The 22724-nt window shown below is 62.7% G+C and carries 20 protein-coding genes; 9 read left to right on the forward strand and 11 right to left on the reverse strand.

What is annotated here, in order from left to right; all coding sequences use genetic code 11:
* Positions 1–235 precede the first annotated feature (235 nt).
* The 3 genes from THIDRDRAFT_RS16740 to THIDRDRAFT_RS16750 all read right to left on the reverse strand — a co-directional run bounded on the left by THIDRDRAFT_RS16740 (position 236) and on the right by THIDRDRAFT_RS16750 (position 3207).
* Positions 236–613, reverse strand: a complete 378-nt coding sequence (locus THIDRDRAFT_RS16740) for a sulfur globule family protein (RefSeq protein WP_007042072.1) — start codon at positions 611–613, stop codon at positions 236–238.
* A gap of 223 nt (positions 614–836) precedes the next feature.
* Positions 837–1646, reverse strand: a complete 810-nt coding sequence (locus tag THIDRDRAFT_RS16745; RefSeq protein WP_007042073.1) for a uracil-DNA glycosylase — start codon at positions 1644–1646, stop codon at positions 837–839.
* Positions 1647–1656: 10 nt separating this feature from the next.
* Positions 1657–3207 (reverse strand): 2-isopropylmalate synthase, encoded by a 1551-nt coding sequence (locus tag THIDRDRAFT_RS16750; protein ID WP_007042074.1) that lies wholly within the window; start codon positions 3205–3207, stop codon positions 1657–1659.
* A 144-nt stretch (positions 3208–3351) separates the two neighbouring features.
* On the opposite strand from THIDRDRAFT_RS16750, the gene THIDRDRAFT_RS16755 reads away from it, so the two are divergent.
* Positions 3352–4866: an AAA family ATPase gene (locus THIDRDRAFT_RS16755; protein ID WP_007042075.1), complete on the forward strand. Its 1515-nt coding sequence runs from the start codon at positions 3352–3354 to the stop codon at positions 4864–4866.
* A gap of 138 nt (positions 4867–5004) precedes the next feature.
* Positions 5005–5925: a DnaJ C-terminal domain-containing protein gene (locus THIDRDRAFT_RS16760; RefSeq protein ID WP_007042076.1), complete on the forward strand. Its 921-nt coding sequence runs from the start codon at positions 5005–5007 to the stop codon at positions 5923–5925.
* A 5-nt stretch (positions 5926–5930) separates the two neighbouring features.
* On the opposite strand, the gene nadC is transcribed toward THIDRDRAFT_RS16760, so the two are convergent.
* Complete coding sequence (nadC, locus tag THIDRDRAFT_RS16765) at positions 5931–6764, reverse strand: carboxylating nicotinate-nucleotide diphosphorylase (RefSeq protein ID WP_007042077.1); 834 nt, start codon at positions 6762–6764, stop codon at positions 5931–5933.
* Positions 6765–6907: 143 nt separating this feature from the next.
* Here nadC and ampD point away from each other — a divergent pair, with 143 nt between their 5' ends.
* Complete coding sequence (ampD, locus tag THIDRDRAFT_RS16770; RefSeq protein WP_050984752.1) at positions 6908–7492, forward strand: 1,6-anhydro-N-acetylmuramyl-L-alanine amidase AmpD; 585 nt, start codon at positions 6908–6910, stop codon at positions 7490–7492.
* Positions 7493–7497: 5 nt separating this feature from the next.
* Here the strand turns inward: ampD and THIDRDRAFT_RS16775 are convergent, their stop codons facing one another.
* The gene (locus tag THIDRDRAFT_RS16775; RefSeq protein WP_007042079.1) at positions 7498–9183 is read right to left on the reverse strand and encodes a hypothetical protein; all 1686 of its coding nucleotides are present in this window, start codon (positions 9181–9183) and stop codon (positions 7498–7500) included.
* A gap of 296 nt (positions 9184–9479) precedes the next feature.
* Positions 9480–10124, reverse strand: coding sequence for a GNAT family N-acetyltransferase (locus THIDRDRAFT_RS16780; protein WP_040845182.1), 645 nt, complete (start codon positions 10122–10124; stop codon positions 9480–9482).
* A gap of 369 nt (positions 10125–10493) precedes the next feature.
* On the opposite strand from THIDRDRAFT_RS16780, the gene THIDRDRAFT_RS16785 reads away from it, so the two are divergent.
* Positions 10494–11132, forward strand: a complete 639-nt coding sequence (locus tag THIDRDRAFT_RS16785; RefSeq protein ID WP_007042081.1) for a pseudouridine synthase — start codon at positions 10494–10496, stop codon at positions 11130–11132.
* Here THIDRDRAFT_RS16785 and THIDRDRAFT_RS25735 read toward each other — a convergent pair.
* Positions 11102–11410: a hypothetical protein gene (locus THIDRDRAFT_RS25735; RefSeq protein WP_007042082.1), complete on the reverse strand. Its 309-nt coding sequence runs from the start codon at positions 11408–11410 to the stop codon at positions 11102–11104. The genes THIDRDRAFT_RS16785 and THIDRDRAFT_RS25735 overlap by 31 nt on opposite strands.
* Before the next feature lie 455 nt (positions 11411–11865).
* Here THIDRDRAFT_RS25735 and THIDRDRAFT_RS16790 point away from each other — a divergent pair, with 455 nt between their 5' ends.
* The 4 genes from THIDRDRAFT_RS16790 (at position 11866) to THIDRDRAFT_RS16805 (ending at position 17796) form a co-directional block, all read left to right on the forward strand.
* Positions 11866–13998 carry an HAD-IIB family hydrolase gene (locus THIDRDRAFT_RS16790; RefSeq protein WP_007042083.1) on the forward strand — a complete coding sequence of 711 codons (2133 nt, stop codon included), beginning with the start codon at positions 11866–11868 and terminating at the stop codon, positions 13996–13998.
* Positions 13995–14837, forward strand: a complete 843-nt coding sequence (locus THIDRDRAFT_RS16795; protein WP_007042084.1) for an HAD family hydrolase — start codon at positions 13995–13997, stop codon at positions 14835–14837. Before THIDRDRAFT_RS16790 ends, THIDRDRAFT_RS16795 begins: the two co-directional genes overlap by 4 nt.
* 67 nt (positions 14838–14904) lie before the next feature.
* Positions 14905–15798: a carbohydrate kinase family protein gene (locus tag THIDRDRAFT_RS16800; RefSeq protein WP_007042085.1), complete on the forward strand. Its 894-nt coding sequence runs from the start codon at positions 14905–14907 to the stop codon at positions 15796–15798.
* 24 nt (positions 15799–15822) lie between these two features.
* On the forward strand, positions 15823–17796 hold the full coding sequence (locus THIDRDRAFT_RS16805) for an amylosucrase (protein WP_007042086.1): 1974 nt from the start codon (positions 15823–15825) through the stop codon (positions 17794–17796).
* A 122-nt stretch (positions 17797–17918) separates the two neighbouring features.
* Here the strand turns inward: THIDRDRAFT_RS16805 and THIDRDRAFT_RS16810 are convergent, their stop codons facing one another.
* Together THIDRDRAFT_RS16810 and THIDRDRAFT_RS16815 are read right to left on the reverse strand one after the other, a co-directional pair.
* Positions 17919–18263, reverse strand: coding sequence for a phenylpyruvate tautomerase MIF-related protein (locus tag THIDRDRAFT_RS16810; RefSeq protein ID WP_007042087.1), 345 nt, complete (start codon positions 18261–18263; stop codon positions 17919–17921).
* Positions 18264–18355: 92 nt separating this feature from the next.
* Positions 18356–19168 carry a UDP-2,3-diacylglucosamine diphosphatase gene (locus tag THIDRDRAFT_RS16815; RefSeq protein WP_007042088.1) on the reverse strand — a complete coding sequence of 271 codons (813 nt, stop codon included), beginning with the start codon at positions 19166–19168 and terminating at the stop codon, positions 18356–18358.
* A gap of 327 nt (positions 19169–19495) precedes the next feature.
* Here THIDRDRAFT_RS16815 and THIDRDRAFT_RS16820 point away from each other — a divergent pair, with 327 nt between their 5' ends.
* Positions 19496–20713 (forward strand): argininosuccinate synthase, encoded by a 1218-nt coding sequence (locus tag THIDRDRAFT_RS16820; RefSeq protein WP_007042089.1) that lies wholly within the window; start codon positions 19496–19498, stop codon positions 20711–20713.
* A 100-nt stretch (positions 20714–20813) separates the two neighbouring features.
* On the opposite strand, the gene THIDRDRAFT_RS16825 is transcribed toward THIDRDRAFT_RS16820, so the two are convergent.
* Entirely contained in the window at positions 20814–22031 is a 1218-nt protein-coding gene (locus tag THIDRDRAFT_RS16825; protein ID WP_007042090.1) for a PQQ-dependent sugar dehydrogenase, read from the reverse strand.
* A 46-nt stretch (positions 22032–22077) separates the two neighbouring features.
* A complete protein-coding gene (locus tag THIDRDRAFT_RS16830; RefSeq protein WP_007042091.1) occupies positions 22078–22509 on the reverse strand; it encodes a gamma-butyrobetaine hydroxylase family protein in 432 nt (143 codons plus the stop codon).
* Between the last annotated feature and the right edge of the window lie 215 nt (positions 22510–22724).

Raw genomic sequence — 22724 nt, forward strand, 5'->3', positions numbered from 1 at the left:
CCTTCTATGCGGTTTCTGTCCGTCGGCTCGCACTTTTACACTCGGGCTTCCTCCAGACATCCCCTCGCGGGTTTGCCCTTGCCGTCAGCTAGTAGTTACAGTCCACTTCGTGGACACAGGTACTCCTACAGGGGACTTTCACCCCATGAGTTCACGCCCATGCCGGGCGTACACGAAAAAGCCAGGCAAATGCCTGGCTTTTTCGAGCAATGCTCTAGCGCTCTAGCGCTGGGGCTTACTTGGACTCGGACTGAGCCGGAGCAGCCGGAGCGGGAGCGACAGGCGCGTAAGGAGCGGCATAGGGGAAGGCGTAGGGATAGCCGCCACCATAGTAGGGAGCGCCATAACCGCCGTACGGATAACCACCGTAGTAAGGAGCGCCATAACCATAGCCGTAGCCGCGGCCATAACCACGGTTGTAGCCACGACCGTGACCACCACCGCTCATGCTCATGTTGAAGTCGCCGTAGCCATCACCGAAGAAATCGTCCATCCAATCGCCCATTCCATTGCCGTAGCCAGGACCACCCCAGCCCGGACCCCACCATGCGGAAGCGGAAGCGGAAACACCCAGCAAGGCGGCGACGGCGGCAGCAGTAGCAAGCTTCTTCATCTGTATCTCTCCGAGAATTTTATGTCGTTGGCAGCAAGCGCGGCCACGTTCACTCCAGCGGCCACGGGAAAGATTATATTAGAAAATAATTAAATAAGAAATTACATTTAGCTATCGCATTTGGTTTCTTTATTGCCAAAAACGATTAAGACTCCTTCCAGCACCCATCAGGTCACCGAACCGAATCCTCGCCCAATATCCAAGAGGCGTCCAGCGCCAAGGCTCACCCCGTCCCCGATGCATCCAACCGCCGTCGCACGATCGTCAGGTCGCCCCAAACCTTGGCCTTCTGCTCAGGAGAGCGTAGCAAATACGCCGGATGATAGGTGACCCGAACCGGAATCCGCTCGGGTCCAAATTCCAGCCAGCGACCACGCAACCGACCGACGCTCTCGTCCGTCTGCAAGAGATGCTGTGCGGCGATCCGTCCGACCGCCAGGATCAGCTCGGGCCGAATCAGTCGCAGCTGACCGAGCAGAAAGCCCTGGCATCGCTGCGATTCCTCCTGACGCGGATCGCGATTGCCCGGCGGACGACATTTGAGGACATTTGCAATATAGACGCTTTCGCGCGGACAGCCGATCGCCTCCAGCATGCGGTTCAAGAGCTGCCCGGCACGCCCAACGAATGGCTCGCCCAGGCGGTCCTCGTCGGCGCCCGGAGCCTCGCCAATGACCAGCAGCCGAGCCTGGCGATTGCCCACGCCAAAGACCGTTTGGGTACGCGTATCGCAAAGCCCGCAGGCACGACAGGCGACGACCGCTGCCTCCAACGCGTCCCAATCCATGGTCTGCGAATCCGACGCCGTCGTCTTGGCTGGAGCCGCCGGCTCGATGATCGCAGATTCACTCGGCACCTCGACGCTGGGTGGCGGATCCTGCGGCGGGCTCTCCGGGCGAACCGATCGCTCAGGCACGACGGAGGCCGCCTCCTCGATCGGCGAGGCTGCGATCAGAGGCTCCATGCCGGGTCGCAGTGTCCAGATACTGACGCCCATGGCCGCCAGATAGTCTCGGCGGCGCGTCTCATCCATCACACCGACCTCAAACCTGGCCGGTCTGCGGATGGGCGCGCTCGGCCGGCTGCAGAATCTTGTTGCAGGCGTTGATATAGGCCCTGGCCGAGGCGATAAGGATATCGGTATCGGCGCCCTGGCCATTGACGATGCGCCCACCCTTCTCCAAGCGCACCGTCACCTCGCCCTGGGCGTCGGTGCCGCTGGTGATGGCGTTGACCGAATAGAGTTTGAGCGTCGTCTCGCTCTCGACGATCGATTCGATAGCCTTGAAGGTCGCGTCCACTGGACCGCCCCCGGTTGCGGTTCCCGCCTTCTCCACCCCATCGAGCGCGAGCACCAGCTCGGCCGTCGGGGTCTCGCCCGTCTCCGAACAGACGCGTATCGAGACCAGCTTGACGCGCTCGTTGGTGATGCCCAACGTGGTGTCCGTGACCAACGCCTGCAGATCCTCGTCGAAGATCTCGTGTTTCTTATCGGCCAGATCCTTGAAGCGCGAGAAGGCGGCATTGAGCTCCTCTTCAGAATTCAGGACCACGCCCAATTCCTGGAGCCGCGCGCGGAAGGCGTTACGTCCCGAGTGTTTGCCGAGCACCATGCGGTTCTCGGACCAACCGACGTCCTGGGCGCACATGATCTCGTAGGTCTCGCGATTCTTGAGCACACCGTCCTGATGGATGCCGGACTCGTGGGCGAAGGCGTTGGCACCGACCACCGCCTTGTTGGGCTGCACGGCAAACCCGGTGATGCCCGAGACCAATCGCGAGCAGTTCATAATCTGAGTGGTGTCGAGACGGGTGTCGCACTCTAAGAGGTCCTGACGGGTGCGCACCGTCATCACGATCTCCTCCAACGCGGCATTGCCGGCGCGCTCGCCGAGACCATTGATGGTGCACTCGACCTGACGCGCGCCATTGCGCACCGCCGCCAGTGAGTTGGCGACCGCAAGCCCCAGATCGTTGTGACAGTGCACAGAGAAGATCGCCTTGTCGGCATTGGGGATACGCGCGCGCAGGGTCGCGATCAGACTGCCGAACTGATCCGGGATGTTGTAGCCCACGGTGTCCGGGATATTGACGGTCGTGGCGCCCGCGTCGATCACCGCCTCCAGGATCCGGCACAGGAAATCGATCTCCGAGCGCCCGGCGTCCTCGGGCGAGAACTCGACGTCGTCGGTATAGCGACGCGCGCGCTTCACCGCGTAGACCGCCTGCTCCAGGACCTGATCCGGGCTCATGCGCAGCTTCTTCTCCATATGGATGGGAGAAGTCGCGATGAAGGTGTGGATACGCCCGGCGTTGGCACCCTTGAGCGCCTCGCCCGCACGGTCGAGATCATTGTCGAGCGCACGAGCCAGACCGCACACCCGGCTGTCCTTGACCGCCTCCGCGACGGCCTTGACCGCCTCGAAGTCCCCCGGACTCGCGATCGGAAAGCCGGCCTCGATCACATCCACCCGCATGCGCTCCAATGCCTTGGCGATGCGCACCTTCTCGTCGCGGGTCATGGAGGCCCCGGGACTCTGCTCGCCATCGCGCAGCGTGGTATCGAAGATGATCAGTTGCTCTTTTGCGGTCATGGATGATCTCTGAACGTTGACTGAGGTTACATCGAGCATCTCATTTTAGGCGATGAAGCACTCAACGCGAGTCTCTCTTGTGAAACCCTGAAATACCTGATAATCCTGATTCCAACATCGACCGCGCAAGACGACAATCCACCGATGACCCCAGATCTCCACGACCTGGAACTGTTGTTGCGTTCCGACACACCCATCGTACTCATCGAATCCCTGGAGGAATCGCGGGTGTTGGAGCTGTTCGCCCGGCTGGCGATCCGCATCTCCGAGCCCTCGTTCCGCTGGACCGTGACCGATGGGCTGCAGCGCATCGAGTACGACACCAATCCGCAACGTACGCTCGCCGAACCAACCGACGTGCTGAAACACATGCGGGTGACGCCGCAACGCGGCATCTACATCCTGCTCGATTTCCACCCCTATTTGGACGACCCGCTGCATGTGCGTCTGCTGAAGGAAATCGCACTCGGCTATGGCGAATTGCCGCGCACCCTGGTGCTGGTCAGCCATGCGATCGACATCCCACCCGAGTTGAGTCACCTGAGCGTGCGCTTCACCCTGCGATTGCCGGACCGCAACCGCGTCCTGGCGCTCATCCACGAGGAGGCCAAACTCTGGCAGGAGATCGGCGATTCGGGGGCGGTGCGCACCAACCGGACACTACTCAATCAGCTCGCAGACAATCTGCTCGGCATCACCGAATCCGATGCGCGCCGTCTCATCCGCAACGCCATCCGTAACGACGGGGCCATCACCAAAGAGGACGTCGAATCGGTCAAACGCGCGAAATACGAACTCCTGAGCCCGGAAGGGATCATCAGCTTCGAATACGACACCCGCTCCTTCGCGGACATCGCCGGACTGTCCAATCTCAAGACATGGATCGACCGACGGCGCGACGCCTTCCTCGATCCGGAACGCCAGCGCGACCATCCGCGCGGCATCCTGCTGCTTGGCGTTCAGGGCGGCGGCAAAAGCCTGGCCGCCAAGGCCGTCGCCGGCCGGCTCGGCGTACCACTGCTGCGGCTCGACTTCGGCGCCCTCTACGACAAATACATCGGCGAGACCGAAAAGAACCTGCGCAAGGCGCTCGAAACCGCCGATCTCATGTCACCCTGCGTCCTCTGGATCGACGAGATCGAAAAAGGGATCGCCACGGGCTCGGAAGACGAGGGCGTCGGACGCCGGGTACTGGGGACGCTCCTGACCTGGATGGCCGAGCGCAAAAGCCGCGTCTTTTTGGCGGCGACCGCCAACGACATCTCGCGTCTACCGCCGGAGCTCATCCGCAAGGGTCGCATCGACGAACTCTTCTTCGTCGACCTGCCGCCGCCCGAGGTTCGCCGCGACATCTTCGCCATTCATTTACGCCAGCGCGGACTGGATCCGGACCGATTCGACCTCGACCGCCTGACCGAGGCGAGCGAGGGATTCACCGGCGCGGGCATCGAGCAGGCGGTCGTCTCCGCGCTCTATGCCGACTCGACCACCGAGAGCACGCCAGACACCGAGCGATTGCTCGACGAACTGACCAGCACCCAGCCGCTCTCGGTCGTCATGGACCACCAGCTCCAGCGGCTCAGAGACTGGGCTAAGAGCCGCACCGTGCCGGCCCATGCCAACGCCAACACAACCGGCCCGAGCAGCAAGCACCCGTGAGCAGATCCCGGATCCATCAGCTCACGCCCGGTCCATCCCCGGATCGCACGAACTGCAATCCCGCTGCATGCCCCCATTTACAACGCCAAATCGGGCGTCCTCGCCCGATCGCCACCACGCCGACCCTGAGACGCTTTGATGCATTACAAGGACTACTACAAGACACTCGGAGTCGCCCGCACCGCGACCCAAGACGAGATCAAGCGCGCCTATCGGCGCCTAGCCCGCAAGTATCACCCGGACGTCAGCAAGGAACCGAACGCCGAGACGCGATTCAAGGAGGTCAACGAGGCCAACGAGGTATTGCACGACCCCGAGAAACGGGCCGCCTATGACGCGCTGGGCAACAACTGGCGCGCCGGACAGGACTTCCGCCCGCCGCCGGGATCGGCCTATCGGGACTTCGATTTCAATTCGAACGAGAACACCGAATTCAGCGATTTCTTCTCCAGCATCTTCGGCCGCGCCTTCCGTGGCGAAACCGGAGGCACGCGCCAGCGACGCGGAGAGGACAAGACCATCAAATTCGCCATCGACCTCGAAGATGCCTACAAGGGTGCGACCCGCCAGCTCAAAGTAGAGGGCTCCAGCGGTGCCGGCCCCGGCAAACAGAAGGGCAAGACGCTGAACGTCCGCATTCCACCGGGCGTAACACAGGGACGCCAGATCCGACTCACCGGTCAGGGCTCGCCCGGTACGGGCGGTGGTCCAGCCGGCGATCTCTATCTGGAGATCGAACTCAAGCCACACCGGCATTTCACCGTCGAGGGCCGAGAGATCCAACTACGACTGCCGATCGCCCCCTGGGAGGCGGCGCTCGGCGCGCAGGTCACGGTTCCCACACTGGGCGGCACCGTCACGCTCAAGATCCCCGCTGGATCCCAGTCGGGCAAGAAGCTGCGACTCAAGGGGCGCGGACTGCCAGGTTCACCGCCAGGCGACGAGATGATTCTGCTGGAAATCGTCACCCCGGCCGCAACGACCGAGGCCGCAAAGGCGGTCTACCGCGACATGGCCGAACGCCTTCAGTTCGACCCTCGGGCCGAACTGGGGCTCTGACCGACTCACGCCGAGACGAACCGCATCGAGAGGTCCACGGCCCGCACATCCTTGGTTAGGGCGCCGACCGAGATGCGATCGACGCCCGTCTCGGCAATGGGCCGAACGGTCTCCAGATCGACGCCACCGGAGGCTTCGAGCAGTGCGCGCCCCGCGTTCAGCGCAACCGCGCGACGCAGATCGTCGAGCGAGAAGTTGTCCAGAAGCACCATCCCCGCCCCGGCGTCCAGTGCCTCCTGGAGTTCGGCGATGGACTCGACCTCGATCTCGATCGGAACCTCGGCGCCCAAGGCACGCGCCGCCTCCAACGCCGCCCGAACCGAGCCGGCAGCGAGGATGTGGTTCTCCTTGATGAGGATGGCGTCGAAGAGACCGATGCGGTGGTTATGGCAGCCACCGCACAGCACGGCGTATTTCTGCTGAATGCGCAGCCCGGGCAGCGTCTTGCGGGTATCCAGTACCCGAGCCGGTAGACCGGCCACGGCATCGGCATAACGCCGGGCCAGCGTCGCGGTACCCGACAGGGTCTGGAGCAGATTCATGGCGGTCCGTTCGCCGGTCAACAGGGCGCGGACGCTGCCTTCCAACACGCACAGACGCTGACCAGGCTGGACCGTATCGCCGTCTCCCGCCTCCCACCTCAAACGGCAGGCGGAATCCAGCACCCGAAAGACGGTCTCGAACCAGGCGCAACCGCAGAGCGTCGCCGACTCCCGTGTGATGAGTTCGACCCGCGCGATCTGCTCGGCGGGCAACAGCGAAGCGGTGAGATCGCCACTCCCGACGTCCTCCTCCAAGGCGGCGCGAACCTGACGCTCGATCAGGTCCAGCGACGGCATACATCGGCTCGGATCGTCCGCTGAAGAAGGGATCGACTCGACATTCTGACTGGGGTTGGACGTCACTCGGTTGGCTCCTTGGCATCGGACGGGGTCGACAGGATAAGATGGATTCTCGTCCTTGCGGAGCCTGAATGCAGTCAATGACCGAGCGACATGATGAATCGGCGGGCGAACCGGCGTCCGAACTGGATGCCGAGGGCTGGATCGGCGGCGCGCTGCGGCGCCCCTCTCCCAATCAGGACGACCGTCCAGCGGGCACCCAGATCGACCTACTGGTGATCCACAATATCAGCCTGCCCCCGGGAACCTTCGGTGGCGGCTGGATCGACGACCTCTTCCTGAACCGACTCGATCCCAGCGCCCATCCCTATTTCGCGCCCATCGCCCATGTCAGGGTCTCCTCGCACCTGCTGATCCGCCGCGACGGCGCGCTGATCCAGTATGTCCCCTGCGAACGCCGCGCCTGGCATGCCGGGGTCTCGTCATTCGAGGGACGCGAGCGCTGCAACGACTATTCGATCGGCATCGAGCTGGAAGGCGCCGACCTGATCCCATTTACCGACGCGCAGTACCGACGACTCGCCGACTGTACTCACTGGATTCGCACGCGTTATCCCGCCATCACCCGCGAGCGCATCGCGGGACACAGCGACATCGCGCCCGGACGCAAGACGGATCCAGGCCCCGCGTTCGACTGGCCGCGCTATCTGGATCGCAGCCAATAGTCCGCTCAGTTCTCGGCGAAGTCGGTCCAACCCTCCAACCAGCTGGTCCGAGCGCCGGGGCGAATCGCACCGATGAAGCTGGCCGCCTCGTCCCAGAACTCGCCCTGAGGTGGCTGAACGGCCAATCGCACCAATCGCTCGTCGTATTCCGGGACGAAATCGACCGCCGTCCAGACTGGCCCGGCATGCGTGAGAAGGCGCTTCGGGATGATGGCCTCATGGCCGACATCGACGGGTAGGAGACTCGCTTCATCGAAGCCTCCATCATCGTCGCCATCACCCTCCTCGACCTCGAACAGCCAATCTTTGAGGCCCCCGGCGAAGACCAATCCCTCAAGACGCAGCGCCCCCTGCTCGATCTGCTCCACCGTCGAGCGGTCGCGAATATCGATGGCTTCGAGGGAGAAATCGGTGATCAGAACATTCTGCAGCATGCCGGCGGTTCCGCGTCGGAGCACCATACCGCGTTGCCCAACGGCCGGATTGCGACCACCGATGATGGTCACGTTCGAAAGCGTCGGTGCGGATCGCGGGATCGCGTCATGATCGCTATCGAGGTTATCCGCCTCGATACCAGTATCGCCAGCGTTCGAATCCTGCTGAATCACGATGAATTGGCCGAAGCCGGTCCAGCCGCGATCCCAGTCCAGACCATCGTCCGCCGCGCCGGATATGACCACATGGCTCAGGTTTGCGCTGCCGCCAAACAGCTCGATTCCGTCATCGAGCCCCTGATGGACCTGGACGAAGCGAAGAATGGTCCCTTTGCCGCATCCACCGAGCGTCAGTCCATTCAGCTCGTTGTCCTTCGAGATCTCATAGCCGGCATATTCGATGCGAACGTATTGCAAAATGCCGCAGCTATCCGAATCGGCCTGACCGCCGAAGAAGCCGCGCGGATCTCCCGCGTCGATGCCCTCGATATGCGCGACCGGGGTATTGACCGGCGCATTCCCGAGCAGAACCACCCCACCCCAGTCGCCCCGATGACGCTCTCCGACCGGACTGGCGCTGGTGAAAACGATCGGATCCTGAGCCGACCCGTGGGCGTTGATACGGGCATCCCGGGTGACGATCAGCGCGGACCCCGGCTCGCCGATCACCCGAACGCCCGGCTCGATGGTCAGAACCGTATTGCCTTCGACGAAGACCAGACCGCTCAGACGGTAGGTCGATCCCGAGTGCCAATGGGTATCCTGAGCGAGACTCCCCTCCACCCGAACCTGAATCATCCGCTGAAGGAGACCCGTCGCGCTGGCCACATAGATACCGACGCCCAAGGAGACCAGAATCAGCATCAGCAGCAATGCCTTCACCCCACCCTTGCCCGCCGCCGGACCGCGATCCAATGGCGGCGATCCAACTGCGGTAGCGGAGACAGGGCGCGTCAACGGCACAGCATCACGATCGAGGGGCGACGAATCACTATCCCCCTGGTGGATGTGCGCAGAAAACGCCACGACCTCCTCCGCAAGCGAGCGGAGACCGGAATCGGACGATTCCAGCATCTTTCCGAGCAGGTCGTCGCGATAATCCGCGTCCTTGCGCAGGGCATGAAAATGCACGTAGTGAACCCCAGGAACGCTACCGGGCGGCGCCTGATCCACTGCGCGTTTCAGGGTCCAAAGAAGAGAGACGAATCGGGCGTTCTTGCTATCGTCATCTTGACCATCGGGTGCGAACGAAGACATCGGAAACCACCGAGCGAAGACCAGCCTAGCCGGGCGATAAGGGGCAAGAACCTCGGGCCGCGCAAGCAACCTGGATCCCACCGCTTGCCAGCTGAAACCTGGAGAGGAAGAGCATCAGTAGATTCACGCTATCAAGGGATTCTTACCGAATGACGACCTGCTCGCGACGATTTCGCGACCGAGCCCCAAAGTGTGACGAAGTTCGCTTGCGATCGGTGACCGCGCAATTTCCGAGCGCGACCGGTGACCCAGCTCGACACAACCCTGGAGAATCGCGAGGCGATTCGGCCAAACAGCTAGACCCGACCGTGCCCCAAGTGCGAGCCGCTCCGCAGGGAATCGATACTCCAGGGCCAACGCTCCAACCACCGTACCCAGAATGCCTGCCCGAGATCGAAGGTTAGACCCAGCGCATGCGAGGCGATCCGGGAGCCGGACTCGAATGCCAGTTCGGGAATCGCCCAGGGCGCAAGGTTCGCGTCCGCTGACGCCTTCGGTACAGGCGGGGGAAGCTCGTAGTCGAATTCCAGCTCTCCGCCCTCGCGCCAGCTAAACTGTCCATCCAAGCGCGACGCCAGTGCGCGCATGCCCATATTGGACGCCAAAATTTCACAGCGAACGCGCCGGAAGCCCTGCTCCGAGGCAGCCGCGATAAGCGCCTCCAGCAGGGCCGTTCCCACACCACGACCTTGCGCGACGTCGATCACTGCCATGGCCAACTCGCAGCCATCGGAGTCTTGCCCTTGGCGAATGCAGCGCCCTGCCCCCAACGGCTCGATCTCCTCACCGCCCGGACCCAGCCGGACGACGCCCAGCGCGATATGGTCACGACCATCGGCGCTGGTAAAAAAGTCCAGATCGGACTCGGTCAGCGCGGGCTTGATACCGAAAAACCGCATCCGACGGGAGGCTGCGGACAAGCCATCGAAACAGACATTCATGAAATCCCGATCATCGGGACCAATGGAACGAACGCGACATAGAGTTCCATCCTTGAGCCGAACGCGTTTTTGAAAAGCCCTTGCGAACGGATCTTTATCGGACATCGAGAACCTCGGCCATGCGGCCTGTTGCGGTCCAGCCCTAGGTGCCGATCAGGAAACGTGGATCGACAGTGGGCGCCTGGACGATTGTGCACTGCAACACAAGATGGCGGCAGATGCCAAAAGATCCATGGAAATGCGTTTGTACTCAGCGTTCTTCCGATGAATGGTTCCTTCAAGGCGCGCTGTCGCAAGACGACCGTCACGCCCGGAGCCCTGCCGAGACGCATTGTAGAATGGCCCCATTCCGAATCACTGGACTCCTGCATGCCCCGCCTCGTCCTCTTCAACAAGCCATACGGCGTTCTCAGCCAATTCACCGGCGCACCGGCAGGCTCGGGCGTCACGCTTGCCGACTATCTACCGTTGCCGGACGTCTATCCGGCGGGCCGATTGGATAAGGACAGCGAGGGGTTACTACTGCTGACCGACGACGGGGGGCTGCAGCACCGCATCAGCCATCCGAGACACAAGGAATGGAAGACCTACTGGGCTCAGGTCGAGGGCACGCCCAATGAGACTCAGCTGAAACAGCTTCGGCGTGGTGTGACGCTGAAAGACGGGCCAACGCGGCCGGCCCGTGTCCGCAGCCTGGCAGAACCGGATCTCTGGCCGCGCGACCCACCGGTGCGCTTTCGCAAAAGCGTCCCGACTGCCTGGATCGAGATCGAGATCCACGAGGGACGCAACCGACAGGTCCGACGCATGACCGCCGCCGTCGGGCTGCCAACCCTGCGGCTGGTGCGGGCCGCGATCGGAACATGGCGACTCGATACGCTCGCGCCTGGCGACTATCGGGTGATCGAGATGAATTCAACAGCGCGGGGCCGTCGCGAACCGACCCCGGAGGCACGCGAACGCAAAACCCGGCCGCGTCAGTCGCGCCAGCGATCCCGACGACCGTGATGGCCCCAATGACGATGGCCATGACGATAGTCTCGCCGTGACGAGTGACGGTGGCGCCAGTGATGACGCGAAGGCACCTCATAGTAGCGCTCGACCACCACCGGAGCGGGCCGATAGACCCGAGGCGGCGGAGCCGCATCGAGCAAGATGCCGGTGAATAGACCACCGACGAATCCGGCGGCCGCTGCGGCCCCCGCATCGCCCCTGTAGGCGTAGGCGCCAGTGGCACTGGTTGAGAGAACAACTAAGGTTGCTGCCAGAAGTATCGATCGTTTCATTAGGGATGACCTCGCCATTGGGAAACCTTCCACCTTCAATCGAGCCGAACCCCTCGCCCCTGCGTCTGCAATTCACGCATGCGGAGGATCTAGAATCGGCCAAGATGGCTGAAGAATACGCGGGGCAAAATGAACGAAGGCTGAATGGATACGACAGAGGTGTATTGATGCGCCAAGATAAACCCGCGACTGTCCAAGGCGGACCCGCAGACGACGCGGTCCGCCCCGGCTGAACGCCCCTTGTTTGAAGCCTATCTCCCCGGACAACACCGCAATATGCGCTCTGCGCAAAAAAGCTGAATCACAATGGAAGAATCGCGTTTTACATCGATCATCCGCGACTAGAAGACCGGCTCGGATTTGGAATCACGACGCTATCCCCGTATCTTAGAAGGGGTCGACGCTGTAAGACGGCGCCGCGCTCTGCGGTCGCCGAGAACGAAAGGAAATCCCTGATGTATATCCTGCTCCTAAGCATCCATGGACTGATTCGCGGCCATGACCTGGAATTGGGACGCGATGCAGACACAGGCGGACAAACCAAATATGTCGTCGATCTGGCCCGCGCGCTAGGCCGATGCGACGAGGTCACCCAGGTCGACCTGGTCACGCGACGCGTCCAAGATCCGGCGGTCAGCGCCGACTATGCCCAACCCATCGAGACGCTCAGCGAAAACACCCGTATCGTTCGCATCGACGCAGGCCCGGACGGCTACATCCCCAAGGAGCAGCTCTGGGATCATCTGGACAGCTTTATCGACAACCTGGCGGCCTTTCTGCACGAACAGGGACGCTGGCCCGACATCGTCCACAGCCACTATGCCGATGCCGGCTATGTCGGCACCAATCTGGCCAGCCTCATCGGCGCCCCGCTGGTCCATACGGGTCACTCACTCGGACGCGACAAACGCCAACGGCTGCTTGCAGCCGGTCTCGACAGCGACGAGATCGACGCCCGCTACAACATGCTTCGACGTATCGATGCCGAGGAATCGGTGCTCGCAAACGTCGATCTGGTCATCACCAGCACCCATAACGAAATCGAGGAGCAATACGGCCTCTACGACTGTTCGCGACCGGACCGCATGGTGGTCATCCCGCCCGGCACGGACCTGGACCGCTTCCATCCGCCGGCGAAGAACGACCCGCCGATCCCCTTCGCAGACGAGGTGGCCCGTTTCCTCGACGATCCCAGCAAGCCCATGATTCTGGCGCTCTCACGCGCCGACCACCGCAAGAACATCGTCGCCCTGCTCGAAGCCTACGGCGAATCCGCCGAGTTGCAGAAGCAAGCCAACCTGCTCATCGTCGCCGGTAACCGGGACGACATTCGCGAGCTGGAGGAAGGCGCCAGAAACGTTCTGACCGATATCCTCATCACGATCGATGCCTACGACCTTCACGGCAAGGTCGCCGTCCCCAAGCACCACGCCACGGACGAGGTCCCCGAGATCTTCCGCCTCACCACACTCAGCGGCGGCGTCTTCATCAACCCGGCGCTGACCGAGCCCTTCGGCCTGACCCTTCTGGAGGCGGCCGCCTCGGGACTCCCACTGGTCGCCACCGAGAACGGCGGTCCGGTCGACATCATCGGCAACTGCGACAACGGAATCCTGGTCGATCCGCTCGACCGCGCCGCGATCGCCGAGGCCCTGCTGCGCATCCTCAAGGACCGCGCGCTGTGGCAGACATATTCCGAGAAGGGACTGGTCGGTGTGCGCGCGCACTATTCCTGGCAGGCGCATGCCAAGGAGTATCTGCGCCGGATCGAGCCGTTGCGCACCAAGCACGAGCCGATCCCGGACACGCCGCCCATGCGACGCAGCATGATCTATCGCGACCGCGCCCTGTTCACCGACCTCGACCAGAGCCTGCTGGGCGATCCGGAAGGTGTCGAGCAGTTCGTCGCCATGATGCGCAGAAACAAGCGCTGCGCCAATTTCGGCATCGCTACCGGACGCCGGCTCGATAGCGTGCTCACCGAGCTCAAGAAGCATCGAATCCCGATCCCAGACGTGCTCATCACCAGCCTGGGCACCGAAATCCATTACTCGGCGCGACTGGTACCGGACGATTACTGGCACGACCACGTCGATCATCTCTGGAAACCCAAGGCGGTCCGCCGCGCGCTCCAGGATGTCCCCGGACTCATTCCCCAGACCAAGATCGAGCAGAGCTTCTTCAAGATCTCGTATCACTACGACCCCACGATCGCCCCGAGCGTCGAGGAGATCTCGACGCTACTGCGCACGCGCGAGCTGACGGTAAACGTCGTCCATGCCTTCGGCCAATTCCTCGATGTAATCCCGGTGCGCGCCAGCAAGGGCCTCGCCGTGCGCTATGTCGCCCACCGTTTCGGCATCCCGCTCGAACATGTGCTGGTGGTCGGCGGCTCGGGCGCGGACGAGGACATGATGCGCGGCAATACCCTCGCGGTGGTGGTCGCCAACCGCCACGAGGAGGAACTCTCCCAGCTCACCGAGGTGGACAACATCTATTTCGCCAAGCAGGCGCACGCAAAGGGCATCCTAGAGGCCATCGACTACTACGACTTTTTCCGTTCCTGTCGCGTTCCGGGTGCCTCATGATCCAGCCACTCCTGCTCTGCACCGATCTCGACCGCACGCTCATCCCGAACGGGACCGAACCGGAGTCGCCAGAGGCCCGCGATCGATTCCGCCGCCTCGTCGCCAATCCGGCCATCACCCTGGCCTATGTCAGCGGTCGCGACCTCGGCCTGGTGGAATCGGGCATCACCCATTACGCGCTGCCCCGACCGGATTATCTGGTGGGCGACGTCGGAACCAGCCTCTACATGCGCGTCGCCGACGACTGGCAACCCGTCGAGGACTGGGCGACCGAGATCAGCGAACATTGGGGAGAGGAAGGACGCGCGCGCATCCGCGAACTGTTCGCCGAACACCCTGCGTTACGCCCTCAGGAACCCGAAAAGCAGGGGCGATTCAAACTCAGCTATTACACCGCAACGGACATCGACCCCGATCGATTACGCTCGGAGCTCTCAGCCATTCTGTCCGACGCGGCGATCCCCGCCAGCCTGATCTGGAGTCTGGACGAATTGGCCGACCTGGGCCTGCTCGACGTCCTACCCGAACAGGCCACCAAGTTCCATGCGGTGGATTTCCTGATGCGCAGACTCGACCTAGATCACCAGGCGACACTGTTCGCCGGTGACAGCGGCAACGATCTGGAGGTGCTGACGAGTCACATCCCATCGGTGCTGGTCGCCAACGCCCATCCAGGGATTCGCCAAGAGGCGCTGGCAGGCTCCAAGGAGCACGGATTCGAGGATCGGCTCTATTGCGCCAGCGGCGACTGGGAAGGGATGAACGGCAATTACAGCGCGGGAATCCTGGAGGGCGTGGGACATTTCCGCCCGGATCTCATCCCGTTGATGACGCCCTGAACAGCCAGCATAGACCGACCGACAGAGCCGGCGCGCAAAACGACGCACCAGAAGAGGACATCCCATCGTGAAGACACCCTCAATCTGTATCTTCGGCGAGGTGCTGCTCGACTGCTTCCCGGACGGTCGCCAGATCCTGGGCGGCGCCCCATTCAACGTCGCCTGGAACTTGCAAGCGTTCGGCGCCGCACCGCGCTTCCTCAGCGCGGTCGGAACCGACGAGGCGGGCGAACGCATCCGCTCCGGCATGGTCGAGTGGGGCATGGACACGAGCGGCCTGCAGACCGACCCCGACCATCCGACAGGACGGGTCGAGGTCAGTGTTCACAACGGCGAACCCAGTTACGATATCCTCCTCGACTGCGCCTACGATTTCATCCGCGCCCCCAAGGATGCGGGGGACTGCGGGGTGCTCTATCACGGCACGCTCGCGCTGCGCCGCCCGGTATCGGCGGCGGCGCTACAGTCGATCAAGGCATCCACGCCCCATCAGGTCTTTCTCGACGTCAACCTGCGCGAGCCCTGGTGGTCGCGTGACGCGGCGCTGACCCTGGTCACCGAGGCCGACTGGGTCAAGCTCAACCGTGACGAACTCCTGCGTCTGAGCGAGCCGGACGACGCCCGCACCGACATGATCGACCTGGCTCGAACATTCCTCGATCGTCATCAGCTCAACGGCATTGTGGTGACGCTCGGCGAGGCCGGCGCGCTCGCCCTCACGCCCGAGACCGAACCGGTTCTGGTTGCGCCACAGCCAGCCCTGGAGGTCGTGGATACGGTCGGCGCCGGCGATGCCTTCGCCTCAGTGACCATCCTCGGCATCACGCGCGGCTGGCCGCTCGCGACGACCCTGGAGCGCGCCCAATCGTTCGCCTCTCTGGTTGTCGGTCAACGCGGAGCGACCGTCGCCGACCCCGAGTTTTACCGGCCCTTCATCGATCGATGGGGTCTCCACTCCTAGCCTCCAACGCCCTCTGGAGTCTGCATGTACGAACAGGTTTCACACGCCCTGCTGAACGACATCCTCGACGAGTTCAGCCATCGGGTCGTGCGTGAAGATTTACGCCATTTCTACACCCGCCTCGGCGCCAACTTCTACGCGATCCACTCGCTCTTCGAGCATCTCTACGGCCACCGCGAGGACTTCAAGGAGCATATGGTGGCGCTGACCGAGCGCCTGGCCCAGGCCTACATCGACCGGCCCCACGCGCTCAAACAGCTCGACATGGAGCGCGAGGAGGACCACAACTGGTTCCTGAGTCCGGAGTGGGTCGGCATGGCCCTCTACCTCGACGGCTTCGCGGGCAACCTGGAGGGGCTGATCGATCGCCTGCCCTATCTGCAGGAGCTCGGCGTCAACATGGTCCATGTGATGCCGATCCTGCGCTGTCCGCTCGGAGCGAGCGACGGCGGCTATGCCGTGAGCGATTTTCGCAACATCGACCCGCGCGCCGGCACGCTCGAGGACATCGCAGCCCTATCGGAGAGCATGCGCAAGCGCGGGATGCTGCTCACGCTCGACGTGGTGGTGAACCACACCTCCAACGAACACGAATGGGCCCAGAAGGCACGCGAAGGCGACAAGAGCCACCAAGACTTCTATTACGTCTTCCCCAATCGGGACGTGCCCGACATGTTCGAGGAGACCCTGCCCGAGATCTTCCCGGAGAACGCACCAGGCAACTTCACCTGGGACGAGGAGATGGGCAAGTGGGTGATGACGGTCTTCAACGAGTACCAGTGGGACCTCAACTACTCCAACCCGGCCGTCTTCATCGAGATGGTCGACATCATCCTGTTCTGGGCCAATCAGGGCGCGGATATCGTGCGCTTGGACGCGGTCGCCTTCCTGTGGAAGAAGATCGGCACCACCTCGCAGAACGAACGCGAGGCGCACCTCATCCTGCAGCTGATGAAGGACTGCTGTCAGGTGGCCGCGCCTGGCGTGCTCTTCATCGCCGAGGCGATCGTCGCCCCCTCGGAAATCATCAAATATTTCGGCGAGGACGCCGTGATCGCCAAGGAATGCGAGGTCGCCTACAACGCCACCTTCATGGCCCTGCTGTGGGACGCAGTCGCCACCAAGAACGCCAAGCTGCTCGACCAGGGCATCAAGAGTCTGCCCCACAAGCTCGATCGCGCCACCTGGCTCAACTACATCCGCTGTCATGACGACATCGGCCTCGGCTTCGACGACGCCGACATCCGCACCTGCAACTATGATCCCTACGCCCACCGACGCTTCCTGGTCGACTGGTTCACCGGCGCCTTCGAGGGATCGCCGGCCCGAGGTCGCCCCTTCGGCGTCAATCACAAAACCGGAGACGCGCGCATCGCCGGCGCCCTGGCCTCGCTCGCCGGTCTGGAAACGGCCTTGGAGATCAACGATCCAGAGGCGATCGAGCATTCAGTCGAGCTGATCCTGACGCTGCACGGCATGATGCTGTCCTTCGGCGGCATCCCACTCCTCTGGTACGGCGACGAGATCGGAACCTTCAACGACTGCTCCTTCCTTGATGACGTCAACAAGGCGAACGACGCCCGCTGGATCCACCGTCCACGCATCAACTGGGACCGCGCCGACCGGCGCTTCGATCACGGCACCGTCGAGCAGCGCATCTTCGACGGCCTCAAGCGGATGATCGCGGTACGCAAGAACACACCAGCCTTCGCCGACTTCAACAACCGCGAACTCATCGACGTCAGCAACCCGCATCTGTTCGTCTTTCTGCGCACCCATCCGACCATGCCGACCAGCTCGGTACTGGTCGTGGCGAACTTCGACCTGACGCCACAATATCTGGATCTGGAGGAGCTGAGTCAGCGCGGACTCTTCCGTTACGGACAGCTACAGGATCTGGTCACGGGCGACTCACCCGCACTCTTCAACAACCGAGTCGTCGTCCCGCCCTGTCATTTCTACTGGTTGGCGAACCAGCGCGCGCGCGCAACCTTCTAAGGCGATATCCCAAAAGAATCTCCCCGTAGGATGCGGTGAGCCTGTGAACCGCATCGTTCGCAAGCGATGCGGTTCGTTCCTCACCATATCCTACGATCGGTCCGTTCTTTCGCGGAAACCGCCTAAAAGGTCCCGGAGTTCCAGCCGAACAGATGACGTGGCGGAGAGGCGAACTCGATATAGACGCGCCCAGGCGGCACGGCGAGCAGCTCGGACATCAGCTCGCAAAGGACGCGGGAGAAATCCGGCGTGCGATCCTCGGGCAAACCGAGACTCTTGAGTTCGAGATAGGCGGCCGGATCGAAGGATCCGCCGAAGACGATGTCGCGCCCCTCTTCGAGCACGACCATCACATAGGACTCGGGCTTGCCGAGCATCTCAGCGACCGCGCTGGAGGCGCGAGCAAGGAGCGCCTGACGGGCGTCTGGCGCAACGGTGACGTTGGTGAGGATGCGCAGTGTCGGCATGGCGGTATCCCTCTCGGCGATGATGGAGACGCCCAATCATAGAGATCGGGCCGCATCCTGTCTCCCTCACGCCCCGCGACACTCCCCCCGACTTAACTGGCCTGAGCCAATACGACCGCTGGCTCCAATGTGGTGAGGGTCTCCGGATAGGCATCCGTCCAGCGCAACAGTTCGAGCCGGCCATCGTGATGCTCGACCAACGCGGTGCAGCTTTCGACCCAATCGCCGCAGTTGCAATAGGAAATACCCTCGACCTCGCGCATCTCGGCATGATGGATATGGCCGCAGATCATGCCGTCCAGATTGCGATGCTGGGCCTCGGTCGCGACGGCACGCTCGTAATTGCCGATATAGCTCACCGCATCCTTGACCTTGTGCTTCAGATAACCGGCCAGGGACCAATACTTGAGGCCGAACAACGAGCGCACCCGACTCAGAACCCCGTTGAGCGCCAGCAGCTGATCGTAGGCCTGCGATCCGAGCTTGGCCAGCCAGAGGCTGTTCTGCACCACGCCGTCGAACTTGTCGCCGTGCAGCACCAGGAAACGCCGACCGTCAGCGGTCGTATGCACCACCTCGTCGCGCACCACCACATCGCCGAAGCGTGCGTCCAGATGCTCGCGGAAGAGACCGTCGTGGTTGCCCGGAATGAAGATCACCTCGGTCCCGCGCCGCGCCTTGTCGAAGATCTCGCGCGCCACCTGATTGTGCAGTTCCGGCCAATAGAGCCCGCCCTTCATCGCCCAGAGATCGACGATGTCCCCGACCAGATAGAGCTGCTTGCACTGGGTCGACTGCAGGAAATCGAGCACGAAACGGGCCTGACAGCCTCGAAAGCCAAGGTGGATATCCGACAGGAAAATGCTGCGGTACTTCAGGGGGTGCATGCGCTTGATCTCGGACATCGCGGTAAGCGCCTCTGACGCAATCTGGTGTCTGAAATAATGGCGCCATGTTCCACGAACTTTGTTTCAGACTGATTGAGGCCAGGTGAAGAGGCGATGAAGAATGCTGATTTAATTCAGTTTTCTGACAACATAATGTCAAGCCCGTGGCAGCCAGAAGACAGCCATCACCGAACCCAAAACAACCGACGCATCCACGCTCCGAAGATCTCGACCGACGAGAGGTCGAACGCGACCGAAACTGGAGCCTCCCGCAGCCCAGGGCGCCGTTCTATACTGTGCGATTGCCCGATGGGGCCTGTTAAACCGTAGATTTGGAGCAAGACGATGGCGCAGAGCGCAATCAAAAAGGTGGTCCTGGCCTATTCCGGCGGACTGGATACCTCAGTCATCCTCAAATGGCTGCAGGAGGAATACGGCTGCGAGGTGGTGACCTTCACCGCAGACATCGGTCAGGGCGAAGAGGTGGAGCCGGCGCGCGCCAAGGCGAAGGCGGCCGGCGTGAAGGAGATCTACATCGACGACCTGCGCGAGGAGTTCGTGCGTGACTTCGTCTTCCCCATGTTCCGCGCCAACGCCATCTACGAGGGCGAGTACCTGCTCGGCACCTCGATCGCCCGTCCGCTGATCGCCAAGCGCCTGATCGAGATCGCCGCCGAGACCGGCGCGGACGCCATCTCGCACGGCGCCACCGGCAAGGGTAACGACCAGGTGCGCTTCGAGCTCGGCGCCTATGGACTCAACCCCGACATCAAGATCATCGCCCCCTGGCGCGAATGGGATCTGCTCTCGCGCGAGAAGCTGATGGCCTACGCCGAGAAGCACGGCATCGCGGTCGAGATGAAGCGCGACGGCAGCAAGTCGCCTTATTCGATGGACGCCAACCTGCTGCACATCTCCTACGAGGGCTACGATCTGGAGGATCCCTGGGTCGAGCCGGGCGCCGACATGTGGCGCTGGAGCGTCTCGCCCCAGGAGGCGCCGGACACGCCGACCACCATCGAACTGACCTTCGAGCAGGGAGACGCGGTAGCCATCGACGGCAAGCGCATGACCCCAGCCGAGATCCTGGCCGAGCTCAACCGCATCGGCGGCGCCAACGGCATCGGCCGCGCCGACATCGTCGAGAACCGCTATGTCGGCATGAAGTCGCGCGGCTGCTACGAAACCCCCGGCGGCACCATCCTGCTCAAGGCCCACCGCGCCATCGAATCGCTGACGCTGGACCGCGAGGCCGCCCACCTCAAGGACGAGCTGATGCCGCGCTACGCCAGCCTGGTCTACAACGGCTACTGGTTCGCCCCCGAGCGCGAGATGCTGCAAGCCGCCATCGACCAGACCCAAAAGGTCGTCAACGGCGAGGTCCGACTGAACCTCTACAAGGGCAACGTCATGGTCGCCGGCCGCAAATCAGCGACCAACAGCCTCTTCGACGCCTCCATCGCCACCTTCGAGGAAGATGCCGGCGCCTACGACCAGGGCGACGCCACCGGCTTCATCCGCCTCAACGCCCTACGTCTGCGAGTGCAGGGCCGGAAGAAGTAGCGGCGTAGCGGTCAGCCTCCAGCCGCCAGCTCCCAGCCTTTGGTGCTTGGGATGCATGGCGGCTTTTATCCTTGGCATGAGCAGCTTGCAGCCATAAGGTTCAGCGGCGCTCGATCTCTTGGCCAGCTGGCCGCTGGAGGCTGGTAGCTGGAAGCTGAAGAATCCGCAGCAACGCCCCGTCGGACTCGTCCGTCAGGACGTAGAGATACCCATCCGGCCCCTGGCGCACATCGCGCACCCGCTTTCCGATCGTCAGCTTCTCCTCGCCGACCACCCGCTCCCCGTCGAGCTGGACGTGGCGGATCTGTCCGAAACTCAGCGAACCGGAGAAGAGATCGCCCGTCCAGCCCGGATAGCGGTCGCCGCTGTAGAAGGCCAGTCCGCTCGGCGCGATCGATGGCGTCCAGACCACTTTGGGGTCCGGCACGTCCGATCGGCTATGCACGTCCGAGATCGCCGGACCGAAATACTCCATGCTGTAAGTAACCTCCGGCCAGCCGTAGTTTTGGCCGGGCCGGATCAGGTTCAGCTCGTCCCCGCCGCGCGCACCATGTTCGCTCGCCCAGACCCGACCGCTCGCCGGATCGCGCGCCAGACCCTGGATGTTGCGGTGACCGAAGGTATAGATCTCGGGTCTAGCCCCGCTCTCGGCGACGAAGGGATTGCCGGGGAACGGCTTGCCATCCTCGGTGAGCCGCACCAGCTTGCCAAAGTCCGTCCCCAGGTTCTGCGCCTGCTTGCGAATGAAGTCGCCATCGAACGACAACGGCGGATTGCCGCCGTCGCCCAGGCTCATCAGCAGACTCCCATCCGGCAGCCACAACAGCCGCGAGCCGAAATGCGCACCGCCCTTTTTCGTGTCTGGATTCCGGAAGAGCACCTTCAGATTCGAGAGGCGCGCCCCGTCCTCTTCCAAGCGCGCCCGGGCCAGAAGGGTACGGTTCGCCTCCTTGCTGCCCACCGCATAGGTCAGATAGATGAGCCGGTTGGTCGCGAAATCAGGATGGAGCGCGACATCCATCAACCCACCCTGCCCGTGCGCCAGGACATCGGGCACACCTGCAATCGGCGTCGACACCAAGGCCCCATCGCGGATCAGCCGCAACCGACCGGGCCGCTCGGTGACCAGCGCCGAGCCATCCGGCAGCCAGGCGATGGACCAGGGATGCTCCAGCCCGTCAACGACCACCTCGGTCCGCCAGCCGGATGCCTCCGGGACGTCGGCGGTCGACTCCACCGGAGCGGCTGAAGCAACCGAGCCCAGTGAAAGAGAGCCCCCGAACAGCAGCGTCAGAAAGATCGAACGGCGAATGCGCATGGTCGTCCTCCATCGGTTGAACAGGCAAAACCCGGATCGGGTGAAATCAAGAAGCGGCGACGTCTGGCAGCCGGGATGGCGCCTCACCACGCGCCTTCAGCTCCTCGAAAGGATCCGCTCCCTGGCGCTCATGCCCGGCATCCTTAAGCTGTCGCAGATAATCGAACCAGAACGGCTGCCAGGCACGCCCGAGCTTGTAGAGATAGCCCCAGTCGTAGAGCCCCGAGTCGTGCCCGTCGTCGAAGACGATCTTCAGCGCATATTGACCGATGGGCAGCAGATCTTTGATGTTCACAGCCTCCTTGCCGACCTGGAGCTTCGCCGTCGCCGGAGAATGACCGCGCACCTCTGCGGACGGGGAATAGACCCGCAGATACTCGCAAGGCAGACAGAAACGCGCACCATCGTCGAAGGCGATTTCAAGGATGCGGGACTGCTGATGGAGACTGATCTCGGTTGGATGTGGATGCTGATTCATGGGATAGATTCGAATGTCGATGAGAGAACTGGTAGATGGGGACGAAACAGCCCAGTAGGATGCGGTGAGCAAGTGCGAACCGCATCATTCGAGGCACGGAGGTCTTCGTGATCGATGCGGTTTGTCCCTCAGCGCATCCTACGACTCTGATGCCGGAGGCGGAAACTGGTGACGGAGAGCCGGAATTCATTTTGGGTAACACACTCCGGCTTGAT

Source organism: Thiorhodococcus drewsii AZ1 (genome assembly GCF_000224065.1).
GTDB classification, from domain to species: domain Bacteria; phylum Pseudomonadota; class Gammaproteobacteria; order Chromatiales; family Chromatiaceae; genus Imhoffiella; species Imhoffiella drewsii.